Source organism: Streptomyces sp. Y1, from assembly GCF_041053115.1.
Lineage (GTDB): Bacteria > Actinomycetota > Actinomycetes > Streptomycetales > Streptomycetaceae > Kitasatospora > Kitasatospora rubellomurina.
The window spans coordinates 1,299,658-1,324,203 of record NZ_CP163445.1; the positions used below are offsets into that span (position 1 = coordinate 1,299,658).

The following is a 24,546-nucleotide window of genomic DNA, read 5'->3' on the forward strand; positions in this document are numbered from 1 at the left end:
GGTCTCGACGAACAGATGTCGGAGTTCAGATGTCAACTTTCAACTTTCAGATTTCAGCGAACAGATAACAGATAACAACTTTCAGATAACAGATGTTGTTCTCTGTTCGCTGAAACCCGTCAGCCGTGCGCCGCCGCCGCGCGGGCGGCCGGGGAGGTGGCGAGGTAGCCGAGGGCCTGACTGGAGGAGCCCTCCTGGGTGGGGTGGTAGCCGGGCCGCAGGTACCTCAGGCCGGAGCGGACGGAGCGCCCCGGGGAGGGCAGCAGCCCGCGCCGGGAGATCCGCAGGGCCTCGCCCCAGGTGGGCTTGAGCCGGCCGGCCAGGGTCGGGTCGGCCGCGAGCAGGTAGCGCGCCCCGCGCACCCAGAGGTGGACCAGCAGCGGCCCGGAGACGAGCATCCCGCGCAGCCGGCGCAGGTAGCCCGGGTCGAGGTGGACCAGCAGGTCGAAGGCGACGCTGCGGTGCTCGACCTCCTCGGCGCCGTGCCAGCGCAGCAGGTCGAGCATCGTCGGGTCGGCCTTCGCGCGGTCCAGGCCGGGCGAGTTGAGCGCCCAGTCGCCGAGGAAGGCGGTGAAGTGCTCGATTGCCGCGATGAACGCGACCCGCTCGATGACGTTCTCCCGCCGCCGGCGCGCCGACAGCCCGGGCTTGTCGCCGAGGACGCGCCGGAACAGCCAGGAGACCTGCCGCACGTACGGGCGCGGGTCGAGCCCCTGGCCGAGCATGTGGTCCAGGACCTCCTGGTGCGCCTCGGCGTGGATCGCCTCCTGGCCGATGAACCCGAGGACCTCCTCGCGCAGTTGCTCGTCCCGGATGAGCGGCAGCGCCTCCTTGAACACCTTGACGAACCAGCGCTCCCCCTCGGGCAGCAGCAAGTGCAGCACGTTGATGACATGGGTGGCCACCGGCTCGTCGGGGATCCAGTGCAGCGGCAGCTGCGCCCAGTCGAAGCGGACGTCGCGCGGTTCGAGGACCAGGCTCTCGTGGACGCGTGCGGCGGGGGCGGCGAGGGCGGGGACGGGCGTGGATCGGGGCATGGCTAGGCCCTCCTGACCTGGGCGGCGGCTCGGGTGGCGGCTCGGCTGAGGGAAACGTACTCGCGGGTAGCCCGGGGTTCAAGGGTTTCGACCACTCTTATCGACATCGAGTCTAATAACCCGGGCAGACTCGGGCGCCGCCGGGGAGGGATGGCCAGGCAGCACGCGGCCCCGCCGGACGCGTCACGTCCGGCGGGGCCGTAGCGGCGGGCGGCTCAGACCGCCATCGCGAGCAGCAGCGGCGCCGCCGAGGCCGCCAGCAGTTCGGCGGCGGCCCGCAGCTTGTGGATGTTGGCCACCGGCATCGAGGTCGCCAGGCAGCCGACCGTGCTGCCCGCCGTGATCGGCACGGCCGCGCACACCGTGCCCAGCGCGTACTCCTGGATGTCGAGCACCGGCACGGTGGCCGGCTGCCGCTCCAGCCGGTGCATCAGCTGGTCGACGTCGGTGACGGTGCGGGAGGTGAGCCGGGCGACCGGGTGCCGCGACAGGTGGTCGCGGCGGCCGTCCGCGTCGAGCTGGCTGAGCAGGCACTTGCCGATCGCGCTGGCATGCGCGGTGGCCCGGAAGTCCACCCACTCCTGGACGGCCGGCGCGTAGTCGGTGGCCGACACCGCCTCCACCGACAACTCCCCGTCGTGGTAACGGCTGAAGTACACGGCCGCACCCAACTCGTCGCGCAGCTCGGCGAGTTTGCGGTTGAGCCGGGCCTTGACCAGCTGCTCCCGGTTGTGCTGCCCGAGCACGGCGAAGGCGCCGCCGAGCACCCAACCGCCGTCCTGGCACTGGAGGTAGCCCTCGATCTCCAGGAGTTCCGCGAGCCGGCGCACGGTGGGCAGGCCGAGCGAGGTCTCGCGGGCGAGGGCGACGAGCGTGACGCCGTCAGGGTGGCGGTCCACCGCCTCCAGCAGTCTGAGGGCGTACCGCAGGGAGGTGAACGGGCCGCCGAGGCCCTGGTCCAGCGCGGCGTGGCGACCCGGGACCGGTGTCGACATGTCGTCCCCTTCCGATGTCCCCCACGGAGCGACCGCGGGCATCCTCCAGCCTATCGAGCCCGGGGCTCCGGCAACCGCTGTCCGTGAATTTCCGTGCACATTCCGTGCGGCGATCAGGTCGGCACGGTGAACGTCCAGTTCAGCGAACGCCCGTACGGCGGCCCCGGGCTCAGCCGAGCGGCGGGAAGAGGCCCTTGGCCAGCCGGACGAGGGCGGCCTGGTCCCGGTGGCCGGTCGGCGCCTGGAGCACCGCGCCCCACAGGTGCTCCGGCCCGACCACCCACACACCGGCGGATCTGAACACCCCGTTGTCGACCGGCACGCCCTCCACCACGGCCACGGCCTCCGCCACCGCCCCGAGTTCGTCCTCGACCATCCGGCTCTCCCGACGCAGCTTGTCGACGAGCTCCTGCCGGTCCTCGGCACCGCAGGACAGGCGCCCGCCGGGCATGCCCACCGTCGCGCCGTCCGCGGCCGACCAGTGCTCCGCGTCGACGAGGACCACCTGCCCCTGCGGTCCGATCACCAGGAAGTCGAGGTTCTCCGAGCTGCCGGGGACGCCGAGGTCGCACAGCACGGCCCAGCCGCGCCGGTTCAGCCGGGCGAGCACGCCGGCCGTGGTCTCCTCGCCGCCCTGTTCCCCGATCCCACCGGCCCACCCGGCCCCGTCGCCTCCCCCGGTCCTCGCGCCTCCCCCGGTTCCTTCGGCCCCTTCGACCCCTTCGACCCCGTCGACCCCTTCGGCACGGGCCCCGGGGTCGGTGTCGGCACCGCCCAGGGCCGCGCGGACGCGGGCGAGGAAGCCCGCTGTGGACCAGCTCGACCGATTCATCGACATCCCCCCTCGACTGATGCCGCATCAGACTACGTCGGCCGTGGGGCACCGGTGGCGGGATCCCGGGAACGCGCGACGCGGCCGGGCCCCTCCTCCCACTGCCCCGGGGAGGAGGGGCCCGGCAGGCGGGAAGACGGTCAGCCCTCGTCGCCCGCGCGGAGCTCGGCGACGGCGGCCTCCAGGCGGGCACCGTACTCCTCGTCGGCGGCGTGGAAGTGCGCGAGGTTCTTCTCGACGACGTCGTCCCGGCTGACCTGCGCCAGGAAGCCCGCGATGTTGTCGATCAGTCGACTCCGCTCCCCCGGGGACATCAGCCGGTACAGCTCGCCGGCCTGGAAGAAGTCGTCGTCCTTGGTGTGCGCCGGCGTGGGGTAGCTGCCGGCGTGGCCGCCGACGCGCTGCGGCGCGGCGAGCGGGGTGTCGGTCTGGGCGGGGCCGTCGTACGAGTTGGGCTCGTAGTTCCGGTCGCGCCCGGCGCTGTTGGCGGCCATCAGGCCGTCCCGGCCGTAGTTGTGCGCCTCGGTGGCGTGCGGGGCGTTGACCGGCAGCTGGGTGTGGTTGACCCCGAGGCGGTAGCGCTGGGCGTCGGCGTAGGCGAACAGCCGGCCCTGGAGCATCTTGTCGGGGGACGGGCCGATGCCGGGCACGAAGTTGTTCGGCGAGAACGCGGCCTGCTCGACGTCGGCGAAGACGTTCTCCGGGTTGCGGTTGAGCACCAGCCGGCCGACCTTGACCAGCGGGTAGTCGGCGTGCGGCCACACCTTGGTGAGGTCGAAGGGGTTGAAGCGGTAGTCGGCGGCCTCGGCGACCGGCATCAGCTGGACGTACAGCGTCCAGGACGGGAAGACGCCGCGCTCGATGGCCTGGTGCAGGTCGCGCTGGTGCGAGTCGGCGTCGCCGCCGGCGACCTCGGCGGCCTGGCCGGCGTCCAGGCAGCGGATGCCCTGGTTGGTCTTGAAGTGGTACTTCACCCAGTAGGCCTCGCCCTCGGCGTTGACCCACTGGTAGGTGTGCGAGCCGTAGCCGTTCATGTGCCGGTAGGAGGCCGGGATGCCGCGGTCGCCGAACAGCCAGGTGATCTGGTGGGTGGAGGCGGGCGAGTGGGCCCAGAAGTCCCAGACGTTGTCCGCCTCCTGGACGCCGGTGTACGGGTCGCGCTTCTGCGAGTGGATGAAGTCCGGGAACTTGATCGGGTCCTTGATGAAGAACACCGGGGTGTTGTTGCCGACGAGGTCGTAGTTGCCCTCCTCGGTGTAGAACTTCACCGCGAAGCCGCGCGGGTCGCGCACCGCGTCGGTCGAACCGAGGTTGCCGGCCACGGTGGAGAAGCGCAGGAACACCTCGGTGCGCTTGCCGACCTCGGCGAGGAAGCCCGCCCGGGTGTAGCGCGAGACCTCGTCGGTCACCTCGAAGTAGCCGTACGCGCCGGAGCCGCGGGCGTGCACGACGCGCTCCGGAATGCGCTCGCGGTTGAACCGGGCCAGCTTCTCCAGCAGGTGCTGGTCCTGGATCAGCAGCGGGCCGTACTCGCCGGCCGAGGCCGAGTTCTGGTTGTCGGCGACCGGGGCGCCGGACTCCGTGGTCAGGTTCTTGGGCATGGCGGGTCCTTCGGGGGTCGGTAAGGGCGGTGCGTGGAGCATGGATTGACGGTTCGTCATGTCAGGCGTGAGACACGGGTGGACGAACCGGCCGGGCGGCGGCCGCCCCGGGAGGCGACCGGCCCGGCTCAGAGGCCGAGCAGGCGGGCGGCGGCCTCGGCGGCGGCCGGCGGGAGCGGGGCGAGGGCCCCGGCGGCCGCGGCCCGGTCGGCCAGCGGACGGGCCGCGGCCAGTGCGGCGGCCTCCCCGTCCGCCAGGCCGGCCGCGGTGAGCGCGGCCTCGGCCTCGGCGGCGGGCAGGGCGTTGAACCAGCGCAGCGCGAGCGCCGCGCGGCCGGCCTCGGTGAGGCGGCCGGTGAGCCGGAGGCGGGCGAGCCCGCCGTCCGGGTAGACGTTGATCCGCACGTGGGTCACCGGGCGGCCCGGGGCGAGCCGGAAGCGGTGCCGGGTGTCGGGCTGGAGGCGGGTGCGGGGCAGCAGTTCGAACCACGGCCCCTGGGCCGGGTCGGCTCCGGCGGAGGCGTCGAAGCCGACGAGGTCGGCCCAGCCGGGGGCGTTGGCGACGAAGTGGCTGGTGTCCACCTCGGCGGCCAGGACCTCGCCGCCCCCGGCCAGGGCGATCTGCACCCAGTCGTTGGCCTTGTCGCGCCGACGCCGGGTCTCCCAGCCCTCGCCCATGACGGTGGCGCGGCCGGGAGCGTTCAGGTTGTGCGGGGAGGAGAAGTAGCGGTCGGAGGCGGCCTCGGCCACGCCGCCGTACTCCTGGGCGGCCAGGTCGAAGGTGAGGCCGTCGAGTTCGCGCGGGTCGGGCAGCACCTCGCCGTGCACCCGCAGCCGGGCGACGCCGCCGTCCGGGAAGATGTTGAGCCGCACGTGGGTGTAGCGGGTGCCGTCCGTGACGGCGAACTCGTGGGCGGTGTCGCCCCGGAGCGGGGTGCGCGGCACGATCACCGTCCAGGCGGCGGCCTCCAGTTCGCCGGGCGAGGGGTGGCCGGGTACGGAGGCGGCCTCGACGGAGGCGCTCTCCGGGTAGTTGCCGGTGAAGTGGGCGGTGTCGACGATCACTCCGCGGACCACTCCGGCGGCGCCGAGCCGGACGATCGCCCAGTCGTGGTCCTGGTCGGTGGGGTGCGGCTGCTCGGCGGAGGCGCCGCGGCGGCGCTTGGACTCCCAGCCGTCCATGATCTGGCCCTTGTGGCCGAAGGTGTGCGGGCGGAACTCGGCGGGCTTGGCGACCAGCAGGTTCTCGGCGTCCGCGAAGGTGTCCTCGTTGGTGGCGACGACGCCCGCGCCGAGCCGCCGCGAGGCCAGGTCGACCAGCTCGGTGAAGGGAGTGCTCGGGGTGTCGGCGGTGGTCACTGGACTCTCCTCGGTTGGCGTCGGTCGTGGGTGGTCGTCGGCTGTCACGGTGACGTGACGGGCCGTCGGCTAGCGTGGGCCGGAAGGGGCGCCGGCGGGCCGGGTGAGCAGCCGGCCGAAGGGTTCGGCGGCCGGGTCCACCGCGCGGCCGCGCAGCCAGGTGGTGCGGACGGCTCCGGTCAACTGCCGCCCCGCGTACGGGGTGACCGGGTTGCGGTGGTGCAACTCGGCTACGCGGACCGGGAATTCGCCGTCCGGGTCGAAGGCGACCAGGTCGGCGTCCCGGCCGACCGCGATGGCGCCCTTCACGGCGTCCAGGCCGGCCAGTTCGGCCGGGCCGGCGGACATCCAGCGGACGACGTCGGCGAGGGTGTGGCCGCGGCGGCGGGCCTCGGTCCAGACGGCCGGCAGGCCGAGCTGGAGGGAGGCGATGCCGCCCCAGGCGGTGGCGAAGTCGCCGCTGCCGCCGTACTCGGGCACCTGCTTGAGGTCGGCGGTGGCGGGCGAGTGGTCGGAGACGACGGCGATGAACTCGCCCTCGGCCAGGGCCTGCCAGAGGGCGTCCCGGTTGGCCTCGTCGCGGATCGGCGGGCAGCACTTGAAGGCGGTGCCGCCGTCCGGCACCTGCTCGGCGGCGAGGGTCAGGTAGTGCGGGCAGGTCTCGGCGGTGACCCGGACGCCCTCCGCGCGGGCCCGGCGCAGCAGCGGCAGGACGGCGGAGGAGGAGACGTGCAGGATGTGGACCCGGGCGCCGGTGCGGTGGGCCGCCGCGAGCAGCCGGGCGACGGCGGCGGTCTCCGCGTCGGCGGGGCGGGAGGCGAGGAAGTCGCGGTAGTGGACGCCGGGCCGCTGCGGCGCGGCCGCGAGTACGGCCGGGTCCTCGGCGTGGATGATCGCCAGCGCCCCGATCCGGGCCTGTTCGGCCAGGGCGGCCTCCAGCTCGGCGTCGTCCGCCAGGTGCGGGAACTCGTCGACGCCGGAGGGGGCGAGGAAGCTCTTGAAGCCGAACACGCCCGCGCGGTGCAGGGGTTCGAGGTCGGGGGTGTTGCCGGGGACGGCGCCGCCCCAGAAGCCCAGGTCGACCCAGGCCTGGCCCTCGGCGGTCTTCCGCTTGACCGCCAGGCCGGCCGCGGTGGTGGTGGGCGGGATCGAGTTGAGCGGCATGTCGACGACCGTGGTGACGCCGCCGGCCGCGGCCGCCCGGGTGGCGCTGGCGAAGCCCTCCCACTCGGTGCGGCCGGGCTCGTTGACGTGCACGTGGGTGTCGACCAGGCCCGGCAGCAGGGCGGTGTCGCCGAGGTCGGCGAGCTCGCCGGGGTGCTCGACCGGGAGGGTGCCGTGGGCGGCGATCAGCGCGATCCGCCCGTCCCGGACCAGCACGTCCGCGGGGCGCTCGCCCTCGGGCAGGACCACCCGGCGGGACCGGACGACCACGGGACTGGTGACTGGCATGGGAGGCCTCCGGGACCTGGACGGGGGGCGAAGCGGGTACGCCGAACGGGGCCGTGCGACAAGGCCGGTGGGGCTGTCGCGGGCCGGTCGGGGCGGGGCGGGAGCGAAGGATTGCGGGGAGCCTAGGCCCGCCTTCAACAAAACGTCAATGGAGGAACGTACGAGGGATCCGGCGCGGGAGCGGTTCGGCGCACGGGGTGCCGCAGGCCTCGGGTCACGGGGTTCCGCAGGCCCCGGGGCGCGGGTTCCGGCGGGCCCGGCGGAACGGTGTCCGGCAGGCCCGGGGGCACGGGTTCCGGCGGGCCCGGCGGCGCGGTGTCCGGCAGGCCCGGCGGCATGGGCTCCCGCGGGCACCGGGTCACCCCGGCAGCAGTTCGGCGGCCAGCCGCTCCCCCGCCGTCTCGGCCAGCTCGGCGGCCCTGGTCAGGCTGTCCCCCGGCTGCTCGGCCAGGTCGGTCAGGGCGAGCGCGGCGGCGAATCCGGCCGCCCGCCACTCGGGCTCGGACAGCTCCAGCCGCCCCGCCACCGCGGCCACCCGAACCCCCGCCCGGGCGGCCGCCGCGGCGACGCCGGCGGGGGCCTTGCCGTGGAGCGTCTGCGCGTCCAGGCAGCCCTCGCCGGTGACGACGAGGCGTGCCCCACGCACGGCCCCGTCGAAACCCAGCAGTTCGAGCAGCAGCTCGATCCCGGGTCGCATGGTGGCGCCCAGCAGGGCGAGCGCGGCGAAGCCCACCCCGCCCGCGGCACCGGCGCCGGGGGCCTGCCGCACGTCCCGTCCGGTCGTCCCGGCGACCAGGTCGGCGAACCGGGTCAGACCTTCCTCCAGGACGGCCAGGTCCGCCGCGTCCGCGCCCTTCTGCGGGCCGTAGACGGCGGCGGCGCCGCGCGGGCCGAGCAGCGGGTTGTCCACGTCGCAGGCGACGACCACCTCGGCGCCGGCCAGCCGCTCCGCGAGCGGGCCCGGGTCGATCTCCGCCAGCCGGCGCAACGCGGCGCCGCCGGGCGGGAGTTCGGCGCCCTCGGCGTCCAGCAGGCGGACCCCGAGGGCCTGGACCAGGCCGGCCCCGCCGTCCGTGCTGGCGCTGCCGCCGAGGCCCAGCACGATCCGCCGGGCGCCCAGCGCGACGGCGCGCGCGACCAGCTGGCCGACGCCGTACGAGCCGGCCGTCAGCGGGGCGGTGCGCCCGCCGGGGAGCCGGGCGAGGCCGCAGGCCTGGGCCAGCTCGACCACGGCGGTGGTGCCGCGGACGGCGAGCGCCGCGTCCACCGGAAGGCCGGTCGGGCCGGCCACCTTGACCGGGACGCGGGTGAACCCGGCCGCGAGCGCGGCGGCCAGGGTGCCCTCGCCGCCGTCCGCGACGGGCAGCTCGCGCACCTCGGTGCCGGGCGCGGCGCGGCGGATGCCGGCGGCGATCCGGGCGGCGGCCTCGGCGCCCTCCAGGGTGCCCTTGAACTTGTCCGGAGCTACGACCACATGGCCCTGGTGGGGGGTGGCGGGCATGGCGCGGTCCTCACTTCCGTACGGGGTCTGGCGGTGGTTCGTCGGTGTGGCCCGGGTGTCCGCGGGGTGCGCCCCCGGCTGCTTCGAAGAGGTTTTCGACGGCATGTCCCCGGGTCTGCCCCGGAGGTGCCCTGTCTCAAGCATGGGCCGTCCCGGGCGGGGCCGGGCCCGCCCCCGGGAGGGGCGTTCCGGGTGGGCCCCTCCCCGCCGTTTTTCCCCTCGACCCGCTTCCGACGTGCGAGGGGCTCCCCTCGGCGGGGAGGGGCCGGGCGACGCGCCGCGGGCACGACCGAAGTGCCCCCGGGCAGGGTGGGCGCGTCACCGGCTGGGTCGACCGGCGGGCGGGCGGATGAGCCCCGGCCCGCACGCCGGTCGGGCACAGCCCCCTGGCGGCGCGGGCACGACCGGATGGGTACACGCCGCCAGGGGGAGTCCGTGGGGGCCGCCGCCGCTCGCCGCAGGTCACTGCAGCTCACCGCGGCGGCCCCGGGCGGGGCGCTACGCGAGCTCGCGCCCGGAGAGCCGCTCGACGCCGCGCAGCAGCGCCGAGTGGTCGAGCGAGCCGTCGCCGTTGGCGCGGGCGGAGGCGACCAGCTGGGCCACCACGGCGCCGACCGGCAGCGCGGCGCCCACGGCGCGGGCGGCGTCGGTGACGATGCCCATGTCCTTGTGGTGCAGGTCGATCCGGAAGCCGGGGGCGAACTCGCGGTTCAGCATGTTCGCCTTCTTGCGCTCCAGCACGGTCGAGCCGGCCAGGCCGCCGCCGAGCACGTCCAGCGCGGCCTTCAGGTCGACCCCGGCGTTCTCCAGGAACACCACGGCCTCGGCCAGCACCTGGATGTTGACGGCGACGATCAGCTGGTTGGCGGCCTTGACGGTCTGGCCGGCGCCGGACGGGCCGACGTGCACGACCGTGGTGCCCAGCGCGTCGAACAGCGGCTTCGCCTCGGCGAAGTCGGCGGCCTCGCCGCCGACCATGATGGACAGGACGGCCTCGATCGCGCCGGCCTCGCCGCCGGACACCGGGGCGTCCAGGGTGCGCACGCCCTTCTCGGCGGCGGCCTTGGCGACCTTGACGGAGGTCTGCGGGGTGATCGACGACATGTCGACGACCAGCGTGCCCGGCCGCACGTGCGCCAGGACGCCGTCCTCGCCGAGCATGACGGCCTCGACGTGCGGGTCGGCGGGGACCATGGTGATCACGACCTCGGCGTCCCGCACCGCGTCCGCGATGCTCGCGGCGCCGTGGCCGCCGGCCGCGACCACGGTGTCGATCGAGGCCCGGGAGAGGTCGAACCCGGTCACGTGGTGGCCGGCCTTGACCAGGTTGACGGCCATGGGCTTGCCCATGATGCCGAGGCCGACGAAGGCGATCTTGCGGCTCATCGCGTCGTTCCTTAGGTGCGTGGGTGGGAGGTTTCGGGGGGGTGGGTGCGGCCCAGGGCGGCGTGCTGCTCACCCGGACGGCGTGCCGCTCGACGGGCGCCGCCACTCGGCGGATACCGCTACTTGGCGGCGCGCAGCTCGCGCGGCAGCCAGGCGAAGCTGTCGGCGCTGACGCCGCCGGCGGGGCGGTACTCCAGGCCGATCGGGCCGGTGTAGCCGGCGGCGGCGAGCCGGGCGAAGAGGTCCTCGAAGTCGAGTTCGCCGGTGCCGGGTTCGTTCCGGCCCGGGGTGTCGGCGATCTGCACGTGGCCGATCCGGTCGGCGTGGGTGTCGATGACGGCGGCCAGGTCCTCGCCGTTCCTGGCCAGGTGGTACAGGTCGCAGAGGAACCTCGCGTTCCCCAGGCCGGTGGCGGCGTTGACCTTGTCGACCACCTCGACCGCGGCGGCCGCGGACACCAGCGGGTAGTCCGGGGACTCGATCCGGTTGAGGGCCTCGACCAGCAGGACCGCGCCGATCTCGTGGGCGGCCCGGGCCGCCACCGCCAGGTTCTCCAGCGCGAGGGCGTCCTGCTCGGCCGGGTCGACGCCGGGGATCCGGTTGCCGTAGAGCGCGTTGAGCGCGGTGGCGCCGAGGGAGGCGGCGAGGTCGGCGGCGACCTGCACGTTGGCCCGGAAGCGCTCCCGCTCGGCGGGCAGCGAGACCGTGCCGCGGGCGCCCCGGCCGAGGTCGTCGAGGAAGTTGAGGCCGGTGAGGCGTACGCCCGCGTCGGTGAACGCCTTGCGCAGCGCGTCGAGTTCGGCTCGCCGCGGCCGGGGCTCGGGGCCGAAGGGCCACCACAGCTCGGCGGCGGTGAAGCCGGCCGCGGCGGCCGCGGCGGGGCGCTCCAGCAGCGGGAGTTCGCCGAACAGGATCGACAGGTTGACCGTGAAGCTGTGCTTGGCGGCGGCCGTCACGTTCCTCACCTCTCACTCTCTTCCGTCATCCGCAACTTCCACGATGCGGAAGACGGATTCTGTGTGGTGGAAGCATCTCCGGAGCGCCGAGCGGGTGTCAAGACCGTCGCAACATTTTGTTGAAGCGGCCGGGGCGCTGGTGAGGCGCCGGCGATGCCCTGGTGATGCCGCCCGCCCCGGTCCCGCATCGGCCCCGCATCGGCCCTGCCCGCGCCCACCACCGCTCGCTACAGTGAGCACGTGCGATTGATGGTGGAGTTCACGACAGAACCGTTCGAACTGGACACGTTCCCCGAGCACGCCGCGACGGCCCGCAAGGTCGTCGACGAGGCCGGCCTGGACGTTGCGGTCGGCCCCTTCGGGACCGGCGCCGAGGGCGAGGCCGAGCAGGTGCTCGCCGCCGTGACCAGACTGCTCCGGGAGACCCTGGACGCCGGGGCGACCCGGATCTCCGTACAGGTCAGCGTGCTGGGCGAGGAGGGCGGTACGCCGTGACCGAGCACGTGGAACACCCGCTCGCCGCGGCGGTCAAGCCGCTACTGGACGCGGTCGGCGCGACGCCCGTCCCGCTGGACGAGGCGAAGGCCGAGGACGTCGTCCTGGAGTGGGAGGGCGCGCCGGCCCTGGCCGTCCGGCTGCCGCACCTGAGCAGCGCGCTGGACCGGCTGCTGGCCGAGATGGCCCGCCAGTTCGACGGCCGCCCGCTGGCCGAGCTCGACCGATTGGAGAAGCAGCGGGTGGTCGCGCTCCTGGAGGAGCGCGGCGCGTTCACCGTCCGGCACGGGGTCGAGACGGTCGCCACGGCGCTCGGCGTCAGCCGGTTCACGGTGTACAACTACCTGAACCGCCAGGACGGCTCGAAGGCCTCCTGAGCGCTCCGAGTGCCCCGAGCCCCGGGGTGCCCTGACTCCGGGGCACCCGGACTCCGGGGCACCCGGACTCCGGGATGCCCGGGCGCCCCGGCTCCGCGCGGACCGTCCCGCCGCTGCGACGATCCTGGATCGACGGGCGGCGGGGCGCAGTTGGCGGATCGCACACGATTCGGCCCGGCGGCGGCCCCCGGTTCAAAACGTAACCACCAACCGTTCAACAAACTGTTGACCTCGGGGTGGGGTCGATCTAGCTTGTGCGGGTGGCACCACTCTTCAGGAGGTCCACCCCGTGACCAACCACCCCCACGCCCTCGACGCCCTGGCCGCGGCGGACGCCGCCGAGCTGGAGGCGGTCCTGCTGGAGGTCTGCTCCAGCCCCCGCTGGGCCGCCGCCGTCGCGAAGACCCGCCCGTGGCCCGACCGTGAGAGCCTGCTCGCCGCCAACGCGGCGGCGACGGCCTCGCTGACGGCCTCCGACCTGCACGACGCGATGGCCGGCCACGCCCGGATCGGCGAGCCCAAGGCGGGCGACGCCGTCTCCGAGCGCGAACAGGCCGGCGTCCGCGGCGCGGACCGGGCGCTCCTCGGCGCACTGCACGAGGCCAACGCCGCCTACGAGGCCAGGTTCGGCCACGTGTTCCTGATCTGCGCGACCGGCCGCACCGCGGCCACCATGCTCGCCGCCCTGCGCGAGCGCCTCCCGCACGACGCCGCCACCGAGGCGGAGGTCGTCCGGGGCGAACTGCGCAAGATCAACGACATCCGGCTCAACCGGCTCCTCGACGAGGATTCCTGACGGGCCGTCACCGAACCGGACCGCCGGGCCACGCCGGGTCGGAGGGGCCCGGCAGCACGGACGTCCCTAGAGTGGGCGAAGCGGCACTTCTCGTCTGACGCATCATCAGATCTGCTATCAGTAAGGTCACTCCACTCATGACCGACATCTCCACCCACGTGCTCGACACCAGCCTCGGCCGCCCGGCCGAGGGCGTCCCGGTCGAGCTCGCACTGCGCACCGAGGGTGGCTGGCAGGTGCTCGGCACCTCCGCCACGGACTCCGACGGCCGGGTCAAGGACCTGCCGGCCGTGGAGGCGGGCTCGGTCGTCCGGCTGCTCTTCGACACGACCGCCTACTTCGCGCTCCGGTCGTCCGAGCCGCCGTTCTTCCCCGAGGTCCCGATCGTCTTCACGGTCGCGCCCGCGCAGCACCACTACCACGTGCCCCTGCTGCTCAACCCGTTCGGATACTCGGTCTACCGCGGAAGCTAGTAGACCGGCCTGGAAGCTTAGGAGCCACGTCATGGCCCACGTGCTCGGTCAGAACCAGTACGGCAAGGCGGAGAACCGCATCGTCCGGGTCTACCGCGACTCCACCCGGCACGAGATCAAGGACCTGAACGTCTCGGTCTCCCTCCAGGGTGAGTTCGAGGACGTCCACCTCACCGGATCGAACGCCAACTGCCTGCCCACCGACACCACCAAGAACACCGTGTACGCCTTCGCCAAGGAGTACGGCATCGAGTCGGCCGAGGCCTTCGGCATCGTCCTGGCCCGCCACTTCGTGGACGACACCGAGCGCGGCGTCGTCCACGGCGCCCGCATCCGGATCGAGGAGTACGCCTGGGACCGGATCAGGACGCCGGACAGCTCGGCCCGCTTCATCGGCTCGGAGGAGGTAGGCCACTCCTTCGTCCGCAGCGGCCAGGAGGTCCGCACCACCGAGGTCTTCTACGACGGCGAGAGCGTCCGGGTGATCTCCGGCCTGAAGGACCTCGTCGTGCTGAACTCCACCAACTCGGAGTTCTGGGGCTACATCAAGGACAAGTACACCACCCTGCAGGAAGCCTACGACCGCATCCTCGCCACCCAGGTCACCGCCCGCTGGAAGTACGGCTACAGCGGCCGCGACGGCGAGGCCCAGCCCAACTGGAACCGCTCCTACACCCACGTGCGGCGCCACCTGCTGGAGGCCTTCGCCGAGACCTACTCCTACTCGCTGCAGCAGACCCTGCACGCGATGGGCACTCGGGTCCTCAACAACCGCGCCGAGGTGGACGAGGTACGCCTCGAACTGCCCAACAAGCACCACTTCCTGGTCGACCTCGAACCGTTCGGGCTCAAGAACGAGAACGAGGTCTACTACGCCGCGGACCGGATGTACGGCCTGATCGAGGGCACCGTGCACCGCGAGGGCGTCGCCCCGGTCATCCCGGTCGCCTGACGCCCCGCTCCCCCACCGCCGACCCACCACCGACCCACCCGCGACCCACCGCCGACCCACCGGCGACCCACCGGCCGCGCCGGCACCTTCTCCGCCGGCCGTGCTCTCCACCTGACCGCTCCACCTGAAAGCTCCACCAGTTTCTCCACCCCCACCCACCGGAGTTCGTGCCTGCCTCGCGGCGGCCGGCCCGGGGTGCTGGAGAGACCGGCCGAGGGACCCTTGCACCGCCGTCCCGCCCTCGGTCTCCGCAACGTCAGCCGGTCTCCAGCGCCACGGGCGCGCCGGGAGCCACGGGCACAAGAGGGGCTCGACATGGCACCCAGCAACACCAGTAGCACCGACGGCGGTTCCACCCCGGCAAGAACCCCCGGACCTGACGAGTCGTCAGTTCCCGTAACCGACCGGCCGTCCGGGTCCGGACCCCACCCCGTGGACGAGTTGCTGCCCCCGGTGAAGCTGTTCTCCACCGGCCTGCAGCACGTCGCCGCGATGTACGCGGGAGTCGTCGCACCCCCGCTCATCGTCGGCGCCGCGGTCGGGCTCTCGCCCGCCGAACTCGCCCTGCTCATCTCGGCCAGCCTGTTCACCGCCGGACTGGCCACCCTGCTCCAGACCATCGGCGTCTGGAGGATCGGCGCGCGGCTGCCGTTCGTGAACGGCGTCTCCTTCGCCGGAGTCGCCCCCATGGTCGCCATCGCGCACGAGCAGGGACCGAGGAACGCCCTCCCGGTGATCTTCGGAGCGGTGATCGTCGCGGGGGTCCTGTGCTTCCTCGCGGCGCCGTACTTCTGCAAGCTCATCCGGTTCTTCCCCCCGGTCGTGCAGGGCACCGTGATCACCCTCATCGGGGTGTCCCTGCTGCCGGTGGCGATCAACTGGGCGCGCGGCGGCTCGCCGTCCACGCCCGGCTACGGCTCCATGCGGGCCATCGGGCTCGCCGCGTCCACCCTCGTCGCGGTGGTGCTCTGCAACCGGCTGCTGCGCGGTTTCTGGCAGCAGCTGTCCCTGCTCATCGGGCTGGCGGCCGGCACCCTGCTCGCCTTCCCGCTGGGCCTCGCCGACTTCGGCGCGGTCCAGGACGCGGACGTCTTCGCGCTCCCCTCCCCGTTCCACTTCGGCGCGCCGCGCTTCGACGCGGCCGCGATCGCCTCGCTGTGCATCGTCATGGTGGTCTCGATGACCGAGTCCACCGCCGACATGCTGGCGCTCGGCAGGATCGTCGACCGCCCGGCCGACGAACCCGTCCTCGCCGCCGGCCTGCGGGCGGACGGGCTGGCCACCGCGCTCAGCCCCGTCTTCAACGGCTTCGCGGCCAGCGCCTTCGCCCAGAACATCGGGCTGGTGGCGCTGACCCGGATCCGCAGCCGTTTCGTCGTCGCGGCCGGCGGAGGCATCCTGATCCTGCTCGGGCTCTTCCCCGTGCTCGGGTCGATCGTCTCCCTGGTGCCGCAGCCCGTCCTGGGCGGCGCCGGGATCGTGCTCTTCGGCACGGTCGCGGCCAGCGGCATCCGCACCCTCGCGGAGGCCGGAATGGAGTCCAGCGGCAACACCATCCTGGTGTCAGTCTCGCTCGGCGTCGGCATCGTGCCGATCGCCGCGCCGACCTTCTACGACTCCTTCCCGGAGGCCGTCCGCACCCTGATGCACTCCGGGATCTCGGCCGGCTGCGTGCTGGCCGTCCTGCTCAACCTGCTCTTCCACCACGCCGGAACCGCCCGCCGGTCCAGAACCGGCCGGGCCTCCGGCGCGACGGTGCCGACCGTGACACCGTCCTGACCGGCCCGGGAGGGGCGCACCCCGCCACGGCGCGCCCCGAGCCCGCCACCGCGCGCCCCTCCCGGCCACCATCCCCCTCAAGGAGCTCCGCCATGGCAGTCCAGCCCCCGCCCGCCGACCAGCGGATCGTCATCGAGAACGCCGCGATCGCCACCGTCGACGCCGAGGACACCGAGTACGCCCGCGGCCACGTGGTCCTGCTCGGCAACCGGATCGAATCGGTCGGCGACGGCCCCGCGCCGAACTGGCTGGACAACGTCGTGCGCCGGATCAACGCCGAGGGCCACCTCGTCACCCCCGGCCTGGTCAACACCCACCACCACTTCTACCAGTGGATCACCCGCGGCCTCGCCCAGGACGCCATCCTGTTCGACTGGCTCGTCGCCCTCTACCCGACCTGGGCGCGGATCGACGAACGGCTCGTGCACGCCGCCAGCCAGGGCTCCGCCGCCGCCCTGCTCAAGTCCGGCTGCACCACCGCCTCCGACCACCACTACGTGTTCCCCGCGGACGGCGGCGACGTCCTCGGCGCCTCCATCGAGGCCGTCCGGGAGCTCGGACTGCGCTTCACCGCGCTGCGCGGGTCGATGGACCGCAGCCGCAAGGACGGCGGGCTGCCGCCGGACCACGCCGTCGAGGACCTGGACGCGATCCTCGCCGCCTCCGAGGCCGCCGTCGACCGCTACCACGACGCCTCGTTCGGCTCGATGCTGCACGTCGCGCTCGCGCCCTGCTCGCCGTTCTCCGTCTCCACCGAGCTGCTGCGGCAGTCCGCCGAACTCGCCCGCCGCAAGGGCGTGCGGCTGCACACCCACGGCTCCGAGACGGCCGAGGAGGAGCAGTTCTGCAAGGAGCTGTTCGGGATGGGGCCGACCGACTACTTCGAGTCGGTGGGCTGGCTCGGCGAGGACGTCTGGATGGCGCACTGCGTGCACATGAACGACTCCGACATCGCCAAGTTCGCCGAGACCGGCACCGGCGTCGCGCACTGCCCGTCCTCCAACGCCCGGCTCGGCGCCGGGATCGCCCGGGTGCCCGCCATGCTGCGGGCCGGCGTCCCGGTCGGGCTCGGGGTGGACGGCACCGCGTCCAACGAATCCGGCGAGCTCGGCACCGAGCTGCGCAACGCGCTGCTGATCAACCGGCTGCACGGCTCCCCGGCCGCCCTCACCGGGCGGCAGGCGCTGCGGCTGGGCACCATGGGCGGCGCCCGGGTGCTCGGACGGCAGGACGAGATCGGCTCGATCGAGGCCGGGAAGCTCGCCGACCTGGCCCTGTGGAAGGTCGACGGGGTCATGCACTCCTCGATCGCCGACCCGGTCGCCGCGCTCACCTTCGGCGCGCTGCCGCCGCTGTCGGTGCTGTTCGTGAACGGGAACGCGGTGGTGGAGAAGGGCCGGCTGACCACCGTCGACGAGGACCGGATCGCCCAGGCCTGCGCCCGCGCCGCCAGGGACCTGGCGGCCCGGCCGGTGTGACTCCCCCCTGACTCCGGGACGCCCAGGGACGGTGCGTGACCCGGACTCCGCGCGCCCGGCCGGGCGCGCGGAGCGCGGCCCCGAACCCACGGCGAGGGTTCGGGGCCGCGGCGTCGGGCGCGACGGGGTCCGGCGGACAGGGTTCGGCCGACACCCGTCCGATGACAACTTTCAGCGAACAACTTTCAGCGGACAACTTTCAGATAACAGATAACAGATGTTGAAAGTTGTCAGCTGTCATCTGTTCGCCGCCGGCTGTGCACTCCGCTCGCCACCGCCCCGGCCCGCCGGGGGTGCGCTCACGCCGTGCGGCCGAGGGTGGCGAGGTAGGAGCGCCAGCCGCCGTGGTGGGTGATCTCGCGGTGCACGCCGCGCTCGGCCTCGCCGCGGGCCAGCAGCATCGACAGGCAGGCCGAGCCGTCCTCCAGCTCGATCACGCCGAGCTCCAGCTCGCGCGGCTCGCCGGGCAGGATGACGTCGCGCAGGCGCTCCAGGCTGATGTCGTACAGCTCCCCCTCGATGGCGGTGTCGACCGCGGGGTCGCGCAGCAGCCCCGGGCACACGTCGTCGATGGAGAAGAAGCGGTAGCCGGGCGCCGTACGGGCCGGGCCGATCAGCGCGTCCGAGACCTTCGCGTGGAAGGGCCCGCCGACCATCGCCTGACCGTTGAAGAAGATCCTTGCCATGCTCCAACTCCTATGCCGGGTAAGGAAGAACAAAGAAAAAAACACCGTCCCGCTCGGCGACGCGAAAACAGCCGGACGCGTCGCCGTGCGGAACGGAGCAGGTGGGTGCGCAGCCGGACCGGGCCGGGCCCGGGCGGGCTCAGCCCAGCAGGGGCAGCGCGGGGAGGGTCAGGAAATCCACGAACTCCTCGGCCAGCGCGACCTGTTCGAAGAGCCGGGCGGCCTCCGCCCAGCGCCCGGCGGCGTACGCCTCCTCGCCGAACTCGGCGCGCAGCTCCGCGAGTTCGGTGGCGACCAGGGAGCGGACGAGCTCCGCGGTGGCCTTCTCACCGGTGTCGGAGAGCACGACCCCGTTGTGGATCCACTGCCAGGTCTGGGAGCGGGAGATCTCGGCGGTGGCGGCGTCCTCCATCATGTGGAAGATCGCGACGGCGCCGAGTCCGCGCAGCCACGCCTCGATGTAGCGGATGCCGACCTGGACGGCGTTGTGCAGCCCGGCGCGGGTGCAGCTGCCGCCCGCGCCCGCGATGTCGAGGAGTTGGGCGGGGGTGACGGGTTCGGCCGGCCCGGGGTTGTCCTTCTGGTGGGGCCGCTCGCCGAGGACGGCGTCGAAGCAGGCACGGGCGACCGGGACGAGGTCGGGGTGGGCGACCCAGGAGCCGTCGAAGCCGTTGGCGGCCTCGCGCTCCTTGTCGGCCCTGACCTTCTCCAGGGCGGCGGCGTTGACCTCCGGGTCCTTGCGGCTGGGGATGAAGGCGGCCATGCCGCCGATCGCGTGGGCGCCGCGCCGGTGGCAGGTCCGCACCAGCAGCCGGGTGTAGGCGGCCATGAACGGCGAGGCCATGGTGACGCCGTTGCGGTCGGGGAGGATGTAGTGCTCGCCGGCGTCGCGGAAGTTCTTGACGATCGAGAACAGGTAGTCCCAGCGCCCGGCGTTGAGGCCGGCCGCGTGCTCGCGCAGCTCGTAGAGGATCTCGTCCATCTCGAAGGCGGCGGTGATGGTCTCGATCAGCACGGTCGCGCGGACGGTGCCGTGCGGGATGCCGAGTTCGGCCTGGGCGCGGGTGAAGACGTCGTTCCAGAGCCGGGCTTCGAGGTGGCTCTCGGTCTTCGGCAGGTAGAAGTAGGGGCCGGAGTTGGGGTCGTCGGCGCCCCTGGCGAGGAGCCGCGCGGCGTTGTGGAAGAAGTACAGGCCGAAGTCGACGAGGGCGCCGGCGACCGGGGTGCCGTCGACGAGCAGGTGGTTCTCGTCGAGGTGCCAGCCGCGCGGGCGGACGACGACGGTGGCGAGTTCGGCGGCGGGCCGGAGGGTGTAGGCCTTGCCGGCGGGGCTGGTGAAGTCGATCCGGCCCTCGAAGGCGTCGATCAGGTTGAGCTGTCCGCCGACGACGTTCTCCCAGGTGGGGGAGGTGGCGTCCTCGAAGTCGGCGAGCCAGATCCGGGCACCGGAGTTGAGGGCGTTGATCGTCATCTTGCGGTCGGTGGGGCCGGTGATCTCGACCCGGCGGTCCTGGAGGGCGCGCGGCGCCTCGGCGACCTTCCAGTCGCCGGCCCGGATGTCGGCGGTGTCGGGGAGGAAGTCCAGCGTGCCGGTGGCGGCGATCTCGGCGCGGCGGGCCCTGCGCCTGGCCAGCAGGTCCTGCCGGCGGCCCTCGAAGGCGCGATGGAGGCCGACCACGAAGGCGATCGCCTCCGGGGTGAGCACCTCCTCCGCCCGGTGGACGCGCGGACCGGCGACAGTGACGACCGGAGCGGCGGGGGAGGCGCCGGGTCCCTGATCTGCAGCCATGGGCAGGACACTCCTAAGACGGTTGAGCCTGGCGAGAGGGGTTCCGGTGGGAGCCCCGCTCGGGGAGATTCCTTGGATCGGGCCCGCCTGTCGGCGGGTTCGATTCTGTAAAGTGGAGACTAGTTTCCGCGATACAGAATTTCAACGGTTTGTTGAAAGATCGCCGGGACTCTGCTCCGCCCCGACAGCGAAGGGAACACCGGTGGCCCGGACCTCCGACCCAGCATCGACGACAGGCACCGACCGCGCGAGCGGCGGGGTGCAGTCCGTCGAGCGCGCGTTCCACCTCCTGGAGGCGCTGGCCGACTCCGGCGGCGTGGCCACGCTCAGCGAACTCTCCACCAGCTCCGGCCTCCCGATGCCCACCATCCACCGACTGGTTCGTACCCTCGTCCAGCAGGGCTATGTCCGCCAGGACACCGCGCGCCGCTACACCCTCGGCCCCCGGCTGATCCGCCTCGGCGAGACCGCCGGCCGACTGCTCGGCAGCTGGGCCCGCCCCTACCTGGCCGAACTCATGGAGGCCACCGGCGAGACCGCCAACCTGGCGGTGCTGGAGGGCGGCGAGGTGGTGTACGTCGGGCAGGTGCAGTCGCGGCGCTCGATGCGGATGTTCACCGAGGTCGGCCGGCGCGTCCAGCCGCACTGCACGGGCGTCGGCAAGGCGCTGCTCGCCCAGCTCCCCGAGGACGAGGTGCGCGCCGTCCTCGGCCCCAACCCCCTTCCCGCGCACACCGAGTTCACCGTCACCGACCCGCAGGAGCTGATCCGCCAGCTCGCCGAGGCGCGCGAGCGCGGCTACGTGGTCGACGACCAGGAGCAGGAGATCGGCGTCCGCTGCATCGCCCTCGCCGTCCCCGGCGCGCCGACGCCCACCGCCCTGTCCGTCTCCGGCCCGGAGGCCCGCATCCGCGCCCTGGAGGAGCAGACCGGCGCCTCCTCACTGGTGCCCGTGATGCACCGGATCGCGACCAGGCTGGGGCAGGTCCTCGCCCCCTGACCCCGGCGGGGCACGAACGACGGGGGCGCGAACGCAGGAACCGGCAGCCGTCCGGCCTCGTGGAGGTCGGGACGACTGCCGGTTCGTGAGAGCGGCTGGTCTGCGGGCTACGGGCTACCGGCTACGGCGCTCAGCGGTACACGCGCACGTAGTCGGAGGCGAAGGTGATCGGGGCGGTCCCCTGCGGCGCCGGGTGGTACTTCCCGGCGGACACCGACAGGTTGAGGATCAGGTACGCGGACCAGTTGGCGCCCACGCCCGTGCCGTCAGAGAAGACCTTGACGCCGTTGACGTACCAGTCCACCGAGTTGGCGCCGTAGTAGGTGCCGATGGTGACCCAGCCGTTGTTCGCGATCGACTTGGTGTCCTTGTAGAACAGGTGGTTCGGGTTGACGTGGTTGGTCAGCTCCAGCGTGCTCGAGTTGTCCGCGTGGTACTCGAAGGAGTCGATCTCCCCGTGCGTGCCGCTGGTGCCGTTCCAGGTCCACAGCGCCGGCCAGGCGCCGGTGCCGGCCGGGAGCTTGACCCGGGTCTCGGCGTAGTCGCCGGTCTTCACCTGGAAGCCCTGGCTGGAGAACTCGGTGGTGAGCAGGCCGGCGTCCCAGGCCTGCTTGCCGTTCTCCAGGGTGTGGCTGCTGGGCGCGGCGGTGAAGGTGGCGACGCCGTTCGCGACCGTGACCTTGCTCTTGTCGATCCAGTCGAGCTTGTTGTCGTTCGGGTTGTGCGTCTTGTAGTGGTACGAGCTGCTCTGGTCGCCCGTCCAGCGGGAGCCGTACGCGATCGGGCCGTTGAACTCCTCGTCGAAGGCCATCGACTTGCCGGCGATCGGGGCGGCCTGGGCAGGCGGGGTGGTCGGGGCCGGGGTGGGCGTCGGCGTCGGCGTCGGCGTCGGCGTCGCGGTGGTGGAGACCACGAGCTTCTGCGAGGTCAGGTTATGCCAGGTGCCGGCGCTGTCCTGCCAGAAGCCGAACTGGGTGTACGTGCCGGCCGGCAGGCTGCGGGCGGCGCTGGTGAAGGTCGTGCCGCTCGGGCATATCTGCACGTTGGAGGCGTTGCCGGGGAAGTCGAGGTTGGCGCCCTTCGCGTCGCGCACGCCCACGCCCACGGTCTTCGCGGTGAAGCAGGCCGAGGAGTGCAGGGTGAGCGAGGCGGTGGTGGCCTTGCCGGCGACCATGGTCGCGGGCGCGAGCCGGTCCTGGGTGACGGTCGGGGCGGTCGCGGCCTGGGCGCCGGTGGCGGCCGGCAGGCCGAGCAGGGCGGCGCCGCTGAGGGCGAGCGCACCGGTGGCGGCGACGGCGGTGTTGCGGGCGCGGTGCGACGGGCGGGCATGGCGCGGCGCGCGGCGCCGGGCAGGCTGCTGCATGGGATGTCCTCTGCGACGCCTGCGAGGTGAGCTGTCGGGTTCGGGCTGAGGATGCCCGGCCGCCGGATGTGGCGGCTTCACCCCAAGCCGCGGCGCGCACGCGGGAGCGTACGGCCGGGCGCTGACCTTGGTTCCCCCGCTCCCGTCCGCTGTGATCCTCGAGTGACCCGCCGGCGGGTGGACGGGACTCGGCGTCCCGGCGGCGGGGTCCGCGACGGCGGACGACCGTTGCAGGCTAGGCGGGCCGTCCGTGAACGGACAACTCCCCCGGGCCGCTTGTCGCGCAGTTCACACTGGTGTCGATCAACGACGCTGCGTGGCGGTCGAGTTGATCAATCCTGCCGGTCCGCCGGGTCGGCCCCGGCCGCAGGGCGGGGAGGGGGACGGGAAGCGGGCGGGGAGGAGGCGGGGGGGAGGCCGGGGGGGCGGTGCGGCAGGCGGCCCTCGACCGCGCCGGAGCCGGGCGCCGTCCACCGCCGCGCCGTGGGCCCGGTCGGATAAATTGGAGTCCTGGCATTTTCCGCACTGCACAAGACCCACCGCACGAGATCCACCGCACAAGACCACCGCGCGCTGCGTCGCGACCACCGCACGAGAGCGCCGTACCGAGGAGCCGCCCCGCCATGACCGCGTCCCTGCCCGCCTTCGCCGGCCGCACCTACCTCTTCCGGGTCGACAACGGCGCTGCGTTCCGCAACACCTACTCGGCCGATGGCACGCGGCTGCGCTGGGAGGGCCTCGGCGAGTCGGCGGGCCAGTGGGAGGACGTGCGGCTGCACGTCGCCGAGGTCGCGCCGGCGGTCTACTTCGTCAGCTGGACGGAGCAGAGCGGGATCACCGTCAGCCACGTCATGGACCTCAACCGGCTGACGGTCCGGGCGTTCTGGACCTTCGAGGGCGAGGGCGGCCGGGTCGGCCAGCTGCACACCGGCACGCTGGAGCCGGTCGCCTGACCCGGCGGGACGCACGAGCCCGGGGACGTCGACGACGGCCCCGGGCCGGGAGTCTCAGACGGTGGGCCGGCCGGGCACCTTGAGGTGCTGGGACAGCCACTCCAGCGAGGACGGCAGCAGCGCGCTCCAGGTCTCGAAGTTGTGGCCGCCGTTCTCCAGCATGGCGTACGAGACCTTCATCGGGGCCTGCACGGCGTCGATGAACCTGTCGGTCTGCTGCTTGTACTCGCCGTCGCCCTTCTTGGTGCCGGCGAGCAGCACGGACACCTTCGGCTGCGGCAGGTTCTTCAGCCGCCACATCAGGTCCGCCTCGTCGCGGCGCTGCTTGCTGCCGCCGAACAGGTCGCCGGTGGTCGGGTCGTCGGCGGCCTCGTAGTACCCGGAGAGGGCGACGGCGGTCGGGAAGACGTCCGGGTGGCGCATGGCCAGCTTCACGGCGCAGTAGCCGCCGGTGGAGTTACCCATGAAGGCCCAGGCCTGCGGGTCGGTGGAGACCCGGTAGCTGGCCTGGATCGCCGAGGGGACGTCCTTGGTGAAGTACGTGTCGGACTGCGGGCCGTTCGGGATGTCCTCGCACTCGGTGTCCTGCGGCATGGCCGGCGAGGGCTTGACCAGGACCATGACGGTCGGCTGCATCCGGCCCTCCTGTAGCAGCTTGAGGGCCGCACCCGGGTAGTTGAAGCGGGTGATCAGGTTCTCGGCCTGCCCGGGGAAGCCGGTGCTGACGATCACGGCCGGGAACTGCCGGTTCGCGTACTCGGGCTGGAAGTACTGGGGCGGCAGGTAGACGTAGCCCTCGGTGGAGAGCCGGCTGGCCTTGCCGTCGATGCGGACCTTGCGGATCTCGCCGGACTGGGCGGGCTCGCGGCCCACCGCGCCGCCGCCCTTGACCGAGGCGGTGCCGATCGTGTCCACCAGCAGGCGGCCGGAGGCGTCCGCCTTGTTCTGGATCACCACCGGGCCGTTGTCGCCGGTGCCCAGCAGGTCGTCCCAACTGCTGTAGAAGGCGAAGTAGTTGTTCGCCACCAGGCCGAGCGCGGCGAGCGCCGCCAGCTGGGTGCCGAGCAGCGCGCCGATCCGGCCGAGCACCGCCCGCCAGCCCTTCCCGGCGAGTCTGGGCCACAGCCAGACCGTGCCGACCATCATCACGACGGCGACCAATACGGCCAGCGCCAGCACCTTGTGGCTCGTCAGACCCATGTCCTTCTTGCTCCCACGCCTCGAACTCCCCGCCCCTCCGCTAGCTACAGGACATCCGAGGTCGTCGACCCGGTTCCCCCGCCGGGG

At 73.1% G+C, this 24,546-nt stretch carries 22 protein-coding genes and 1 riboswitch; of the genes, 9 read left to right on the forward strand and 13 right to left on the reverse strand.

Translation table 11 applies throughout. From position 1 onward, the window contains the following. Positions 1 to 119: 119 nt before the first annotated feature. The 9 genes from AB2U05_RS05450 to AB2U05_RS05490 form a co-directional block, all read right to left on the reverse strand. Positions 120 to 1,037, reverse strand: coding sequence for a metal-dependent hydrolase (locus tag AB2U05_RS05450; RefSeq protein ID WP_045701520.1), 918 nt, complete (start codon positions 1,035 to 1,037; stop codon positions 120 to 122). A 215-nt stretch (positions 1,038 to 1,252) separates the two neighbouring features. Continuing rightward, a complete protein-coding gene (locus AB2U05_RS05455; protein WP_045701518.1) occupies positions 1,253 to 2,032 on the reverse strand; it encodes an IclR family transcriptional regulator in 780 nt (259 codons plus the stop codon). Between the two features lie 169 nt (positions 2,033 to 2,201). Then, positions 2,202 to 2,870: an NERD domain-containing protein gene (locus AB2U05_RS05460; protein ID WP_369182563.1), complete on the reverse strand. Its 669-nt coding sequence runs from the start codon at positions 2,868 to 2,870 to the stop codon at positions 2,202 to 2,204. 134 nt (positions 2,871 to 3,004) lie between these two features. Beyond that, positions 3,005 to 4,465, reverse strand: coding sequence for a catalase (locus AB2U05_RS05465; RefSeq protein WP_369182564.1), 1,461 nt, complete (start codon positions 4,463 to 4,465; stop codon positions 3,005 to 3,007). A 128-nt stretch (positions 4,466 to 4,593) separates the two neighbouring features. Beyond that, complete coding sequence (gene alc, locus AB2U05_RS05470) at positions 4,594 to 5,823, reverse strand: allantoicase (protein ID WP_078860617.1); 1,230 nt, start codon at positions 5,821 to 5,823, stop codon at positions 4,594 to 4,596. A gap of 69 nt (positions 5,824 to 5,892) precedes the next feature. Further along, a complete protein-coding gene (gene allB, locus AB2U05_RS05475; RefSeq protein ID WP_369182565.1) occupies positions 5,893 to 7,275 on the reverse strand; it encodes an allantoinase AllB in 1,383 nt (460 codons plus the stop codon). A 358-nt stretch (positions 7,276 to 7,633) separates the two neighbouring features. Then, on the reverse strand, positions 7,634 to 8,776 hold the full coding sequence (locus AB2U05_RS05480; RefSeq protein WP_045701513.1) for a glycerate kinase: 1,143 nt from the start codon (positions 8,774 to 8,776) through the stop codon (positions 7,634 to 7,636). A 498-nt stretch (positions 8,777 to 9,274) separates the two neighbouring features. Further along, positions 9,275 to 10,162 (reverse strand): 2-hydroxy-3-oxopropionate reductase, encoded by an 888-nt coding sequence (locus AB2U05_RS05485; RefSeq protein WP_045701510.1) that lies wholly within the window; start codon positions 10,160 to 10,162, stop codon positions 9,275 to 9,277. A gap of 119 nt (positions 10,163 to 10,281) precedes the next feature. After that, entirely contained in the window at positions 10,282 to 11,127 is an 846-nt protein-coding gene (locus AB2U05_RS05490; RefSeq protein WP_078860615.1) for a hydroxypyruvate isomerase family protein, read from the reverse strand. 231 nt (positions 11,128 to 11,358) lie between these two features. On the opposite strand from AB2U05_RS05490, the gene AB2U05_RS05495 reads away from it, so the two are divergent. From AB2U05_RS05495 to AB2U05_RS05525, 7 genes are all read left to right on the forward strand, one after another. Then, positions 11,359 to 11,613, forward strand: coding sequence for a thiamine-binding protein (locus tag AB2U05_RS05495; RefSeq protein ID WP_244178966.1), 255 nt, complete (start codon positions 11,359 to 11,361; stop codon positions 11,611 to 11,613). Then, the gene (locus tag AB2U05_RS05500) at positions 11,610 to 11,990 is read left to right on the forward strand and encodes a helix-turn-helix domain-containing protein (RefSeq protein WP_369182566.1); all 381 of its coding nucleotides are present in this window, start codon (positions 11,610 to 11,612) and stop codon (positions 11,988 to 11,990) included. The genes AB2U05_RS05495 and AB2U05_RS05500 overlap by 4 nt, the downstream gene beginning before the upstream one ends. A gap of 289 nt (positions 11,991 to 12,279) precedes the next feature. Continuing rightward, a complete protein-coding gene (gene uraD / locus AB2U05_RS05505; RefSeq protein ID WP_369182567.1) occupies positions 12,280 to 12,786 on the forward strand; it encodes a 2-oxo-4-hydroxy-4-carboxy-5-ureidoimidazoline decarboxylase in 507 nt (168 codons plus the stop codon). A gap of 137 nt (positions 12,787 to 12,923) precedes the next feature. Continuing rightward, positions 12,924 to 13,259, forward strand: a complete 336-nt coding sequence (uraH, locus tag AB2U05_RS05510) for a hydroxyisourate hydrolase (RefSeq protein WP_045701500.1) — start codon at positions 12,924 to 12,926, stop codon at positions 13,257 to 13,259. 31 nt (positions 13,260 to 13,290) lie between these two features. Then, positions 13,291 to 14,211, forward strand: coding sequence for a factor-independent urate hydroxylase (pucL, locus tag AB2U05_RS05515; RefSeq protein ID WP_045701496.1), 921 nt, complete (start codon positions 13,291 to 13,293; stop codon positions 14,209 to 14,211). A 315-nt stretch (positions 14,212 to 14,526) separates the two neighbouring features. Further along, a complete protein-coding gene (locus AB2U05_RS05520) occupies positions 14,527 to 15,990 on the forward strand; it encodes a nucleobase:cation symporter-2 family protein (RefSeq protein WP_369182568.1) in 1,464 nt (487 codons plus the stop codon). 92 nt (positions 15,991 to 16,082) lie between these two features. Continuing rightward, complete coding sequence (locus AB2U05_RS05525; RefSeq protein ID WP_045710448.1) at positions 16,083 to 17,468, forward strand: 8-oxoguanine deaminase; 1,386 nt, start codon at positions 16,083 to 16,085, stop codon at positions 17,466 to 17,468. A 299-nt stretch (positions 17,469 to 17,767) separates the two neighbouring features. On the opposite strand, the gene AB2U05_RS05530 is transcribed toward AB2U05_RS05525, so the two are convergent. After that, positions 17,768 to 18,154 carry a gamma-glutamylcyclotransferase gene (locus AB2U05_RS05530; RefSeq protein WP_045701490.1) on the reverse strand — a complete coding sequence of 129 codons (387 nt, stop codon included), beginning with the start codon at positions 18,152 to 18,154 and terminating at the stop codon, positions 17,768 to 17,770. Between the two features lie 139 nt (positions 18,155 to 18,293). Further along, positions 18,294 to 19,943, reverse strand: coding sequence for a malate synthase A (gene aceB / locus AB2U05_RS05535; protein WP_369182569.1), 1,650 nt, complete (start codon positions 19,941 to 19,943; stop codon positions 18,294 to 18,296). 202 nt (positions 19,944 to 20,145) lie between these two features. Here aceB and AB2U05_RS05540 point away from each other — a divergent pair, with 202 nt between their 5' ends. Further along, the gene (locus tag AB2U05_RS05540; protein WP_045710445.1) at positions 20,146 to 20,943 is read left to right on the forward strand and encodes an IclR family transcriptional regulator; all 798 of its coding nucleotides are present in this window, start codon (positions 20,146 to 20,148) and stop codon (positions 20,941 to 20,943) included. A gap of 130 nt (positions 20,944 to 21,073) precedes the next feature. Here the strand turns inward: AB2U05_RS05540 and AB2U05_RS05545 are convergent, their stop codons facing one another. Then, positions 21,074 to 22,306, reverse strand: a complete 1,233-nt coding sequence (locus tag AB2U05_RS05545; RefSeq protein WP_369182570.1) for a family 16 glycosylhydrolase — start codon at positions 22,304 to 22,306, stop codon at positions 21,074 to 21,076. A gap of 1 nt (position 22,307) precedes the next feature. Next, positions 22,308 to 22,473: riboswitch (cyclic di-AMP (ydaO/yuaA leader) on the reverse strand. A gap of 456 nt (positions 22,474 to 22,929) precedes the next feature. Here AB2U05_RS05545 and AB2U05_RS05550 point away from each other — a divergent pair. Continuing rightward, positions 22,930 to 23,259: a MoaF N-terminal domain-containing protein gene (locus AB2U05_RS05550; protein WP_045701483.1), complete on the forward strand. Its 330-nt coding sequence runs from the start codon at positions 22,930 to 22,932 to the stop codon at positions 23,257 to 23,259. Positions 23,260 to 23,313: 54 nt separating this feature from the next. Here the strand turns inward: AB2U05_RS05550 and AB2U05_RS05555 are convergent, their stop codons facing one another. Beyond that, complete coding sequence (locus AB2U05_RS05555) at positions 23,314 to 24,459, reverse strand: esterase family protein (RefSeq protein ID WP_045710444.1); 1,146 nt, start codon at positions 24,457 to 24,459, stop codon at positions 23,314 to 23,316. Positions 24,460 to 24,546: the final 87 nt, after the last annotated feature.

What these genes read in the sequence shown, in the direction of transcription:
- AB2U05_RS05455 (WP_045701518.1), bottom strand. Translation starts at nt 2,032, where the DNA reads ATGTCGACACCGGTCCCGGGTCGCCACGCCGCGCTGGACCAGGGCCTC.
- uraH (WP_045701500.1), top strand. Translation starts at nt 12,924, where the DNA reads ATGACCGACATCTCCACCCACGTGCTCGACACCAGCCTCGGCCGCCCG.
- allB (WP_369182565.1), bottom strand. Translation starts at nt 7,275, where the DNA reads ATGCCAGTCACCAGTCCCGTGGTCGTCCGGTCCCGCCGGGTGGTCCTG.
- aceB (WP_369182569.1), bottom strand. Translation starts at nt 19,943, where the DNA reads ATGGCTGCAGATCAGGGACCCGGCGCCTCCCCCGCCGCTCCGGTCGTC.
- AB2U05_RS05450 (WP_045701520.1), bottom strand. Translation starts at nt 1,037, where the DNA reads ATGCCCCGATCCACGCCCGTCCCCGCCCTCGCCGCCCCCGCCGCACGC.
- AB2U05_RS05480 (WP_045701513.1), bottom strand. Translation starts at nt 8,776, where the DNA reads ATGCCCGCCACCCCCCACCAGGGCCATGTGGTCGTAGCTCCGGACAAG.
- AB2U05_RS05555 (WP_045710444.1), bottom strand. Translation starts at nt 24,459, where the DNA reads ATGGGTCTGACGAGCCACAAGGTGCTGGCGCTGGCCGTATTGGTCGCC.
- AB2U05_RS05530 (WP_045701490.1), bottom strand. Translation starts at nt 18,154, where the DNA reads ATGGCAAGGATCTTCTTCAACGGTCAGGCGATGGTCGGCGGGCCCTTC.
- AB2U05_RS05520 (WP_369182568.1), top strand. Translation starts at nt 14,527, where the DNA reads ATGGCACCCAGCAACACCAGTAGCACCGACGGCGGTTCCACCCCGGCA.
- AB2U05_RS05525 (WP_045710448.1), top strand. Translation starts at nt 16,083, where the DNA reads ATGGCAGTCCAGCCCCCGCCCGCCGACCAGCGGATCGTCATCGAGAAC.
- AB2U05_RS05460 (WP_369182563.1), bottom strand. Translation starts at nt 2,870, where the DNA reads ATGTCGATGAATCGGTCGAGCTGGTCCACAGCGGGCTTCCTCGCCCGC.
- pucL (WP_045701496.1), top strand. Translation starts at nt 13,291, where the DNA reads ATGGCCCACGTGCTCGGTCAGAACCAGTACGGCAAGGCGGAGAACCGC.
- AB2U05_RS05485 (WP_045701510.1), bottom strand. Translation starts at nt 10,162, where the DNA reads ATGAGCCGCAAGATCGCCTTCGTCGGCCTCGGCATCATGGGCAAGCCC.
- AB2U05_RS05545 (WP_369182570.1), bottom strand. Translation starts at nt 22,306, where the DNA reads ATGCAGCAGCCTGCCCGGCGCCGCGCGCCGCGCCATGCCCGCCCGTCG.
- AB2U05_RS05465 (WP_369182564.1), bottom strand. Translation starts at nt 4,465, where the DNA reads ATGCCCAAGAACCTGACCACGGAGTCCGGCGCCCCGGTCGCCGACAAC.
- AB2U05_RS05550 (WP_045701483.1), top strand. Translation starts at nt 22,930, where the DNA reads ATGACCGCGTCCCTGCCCGCCTTCGCCGGCCGCACCTACCTCTTCCGG.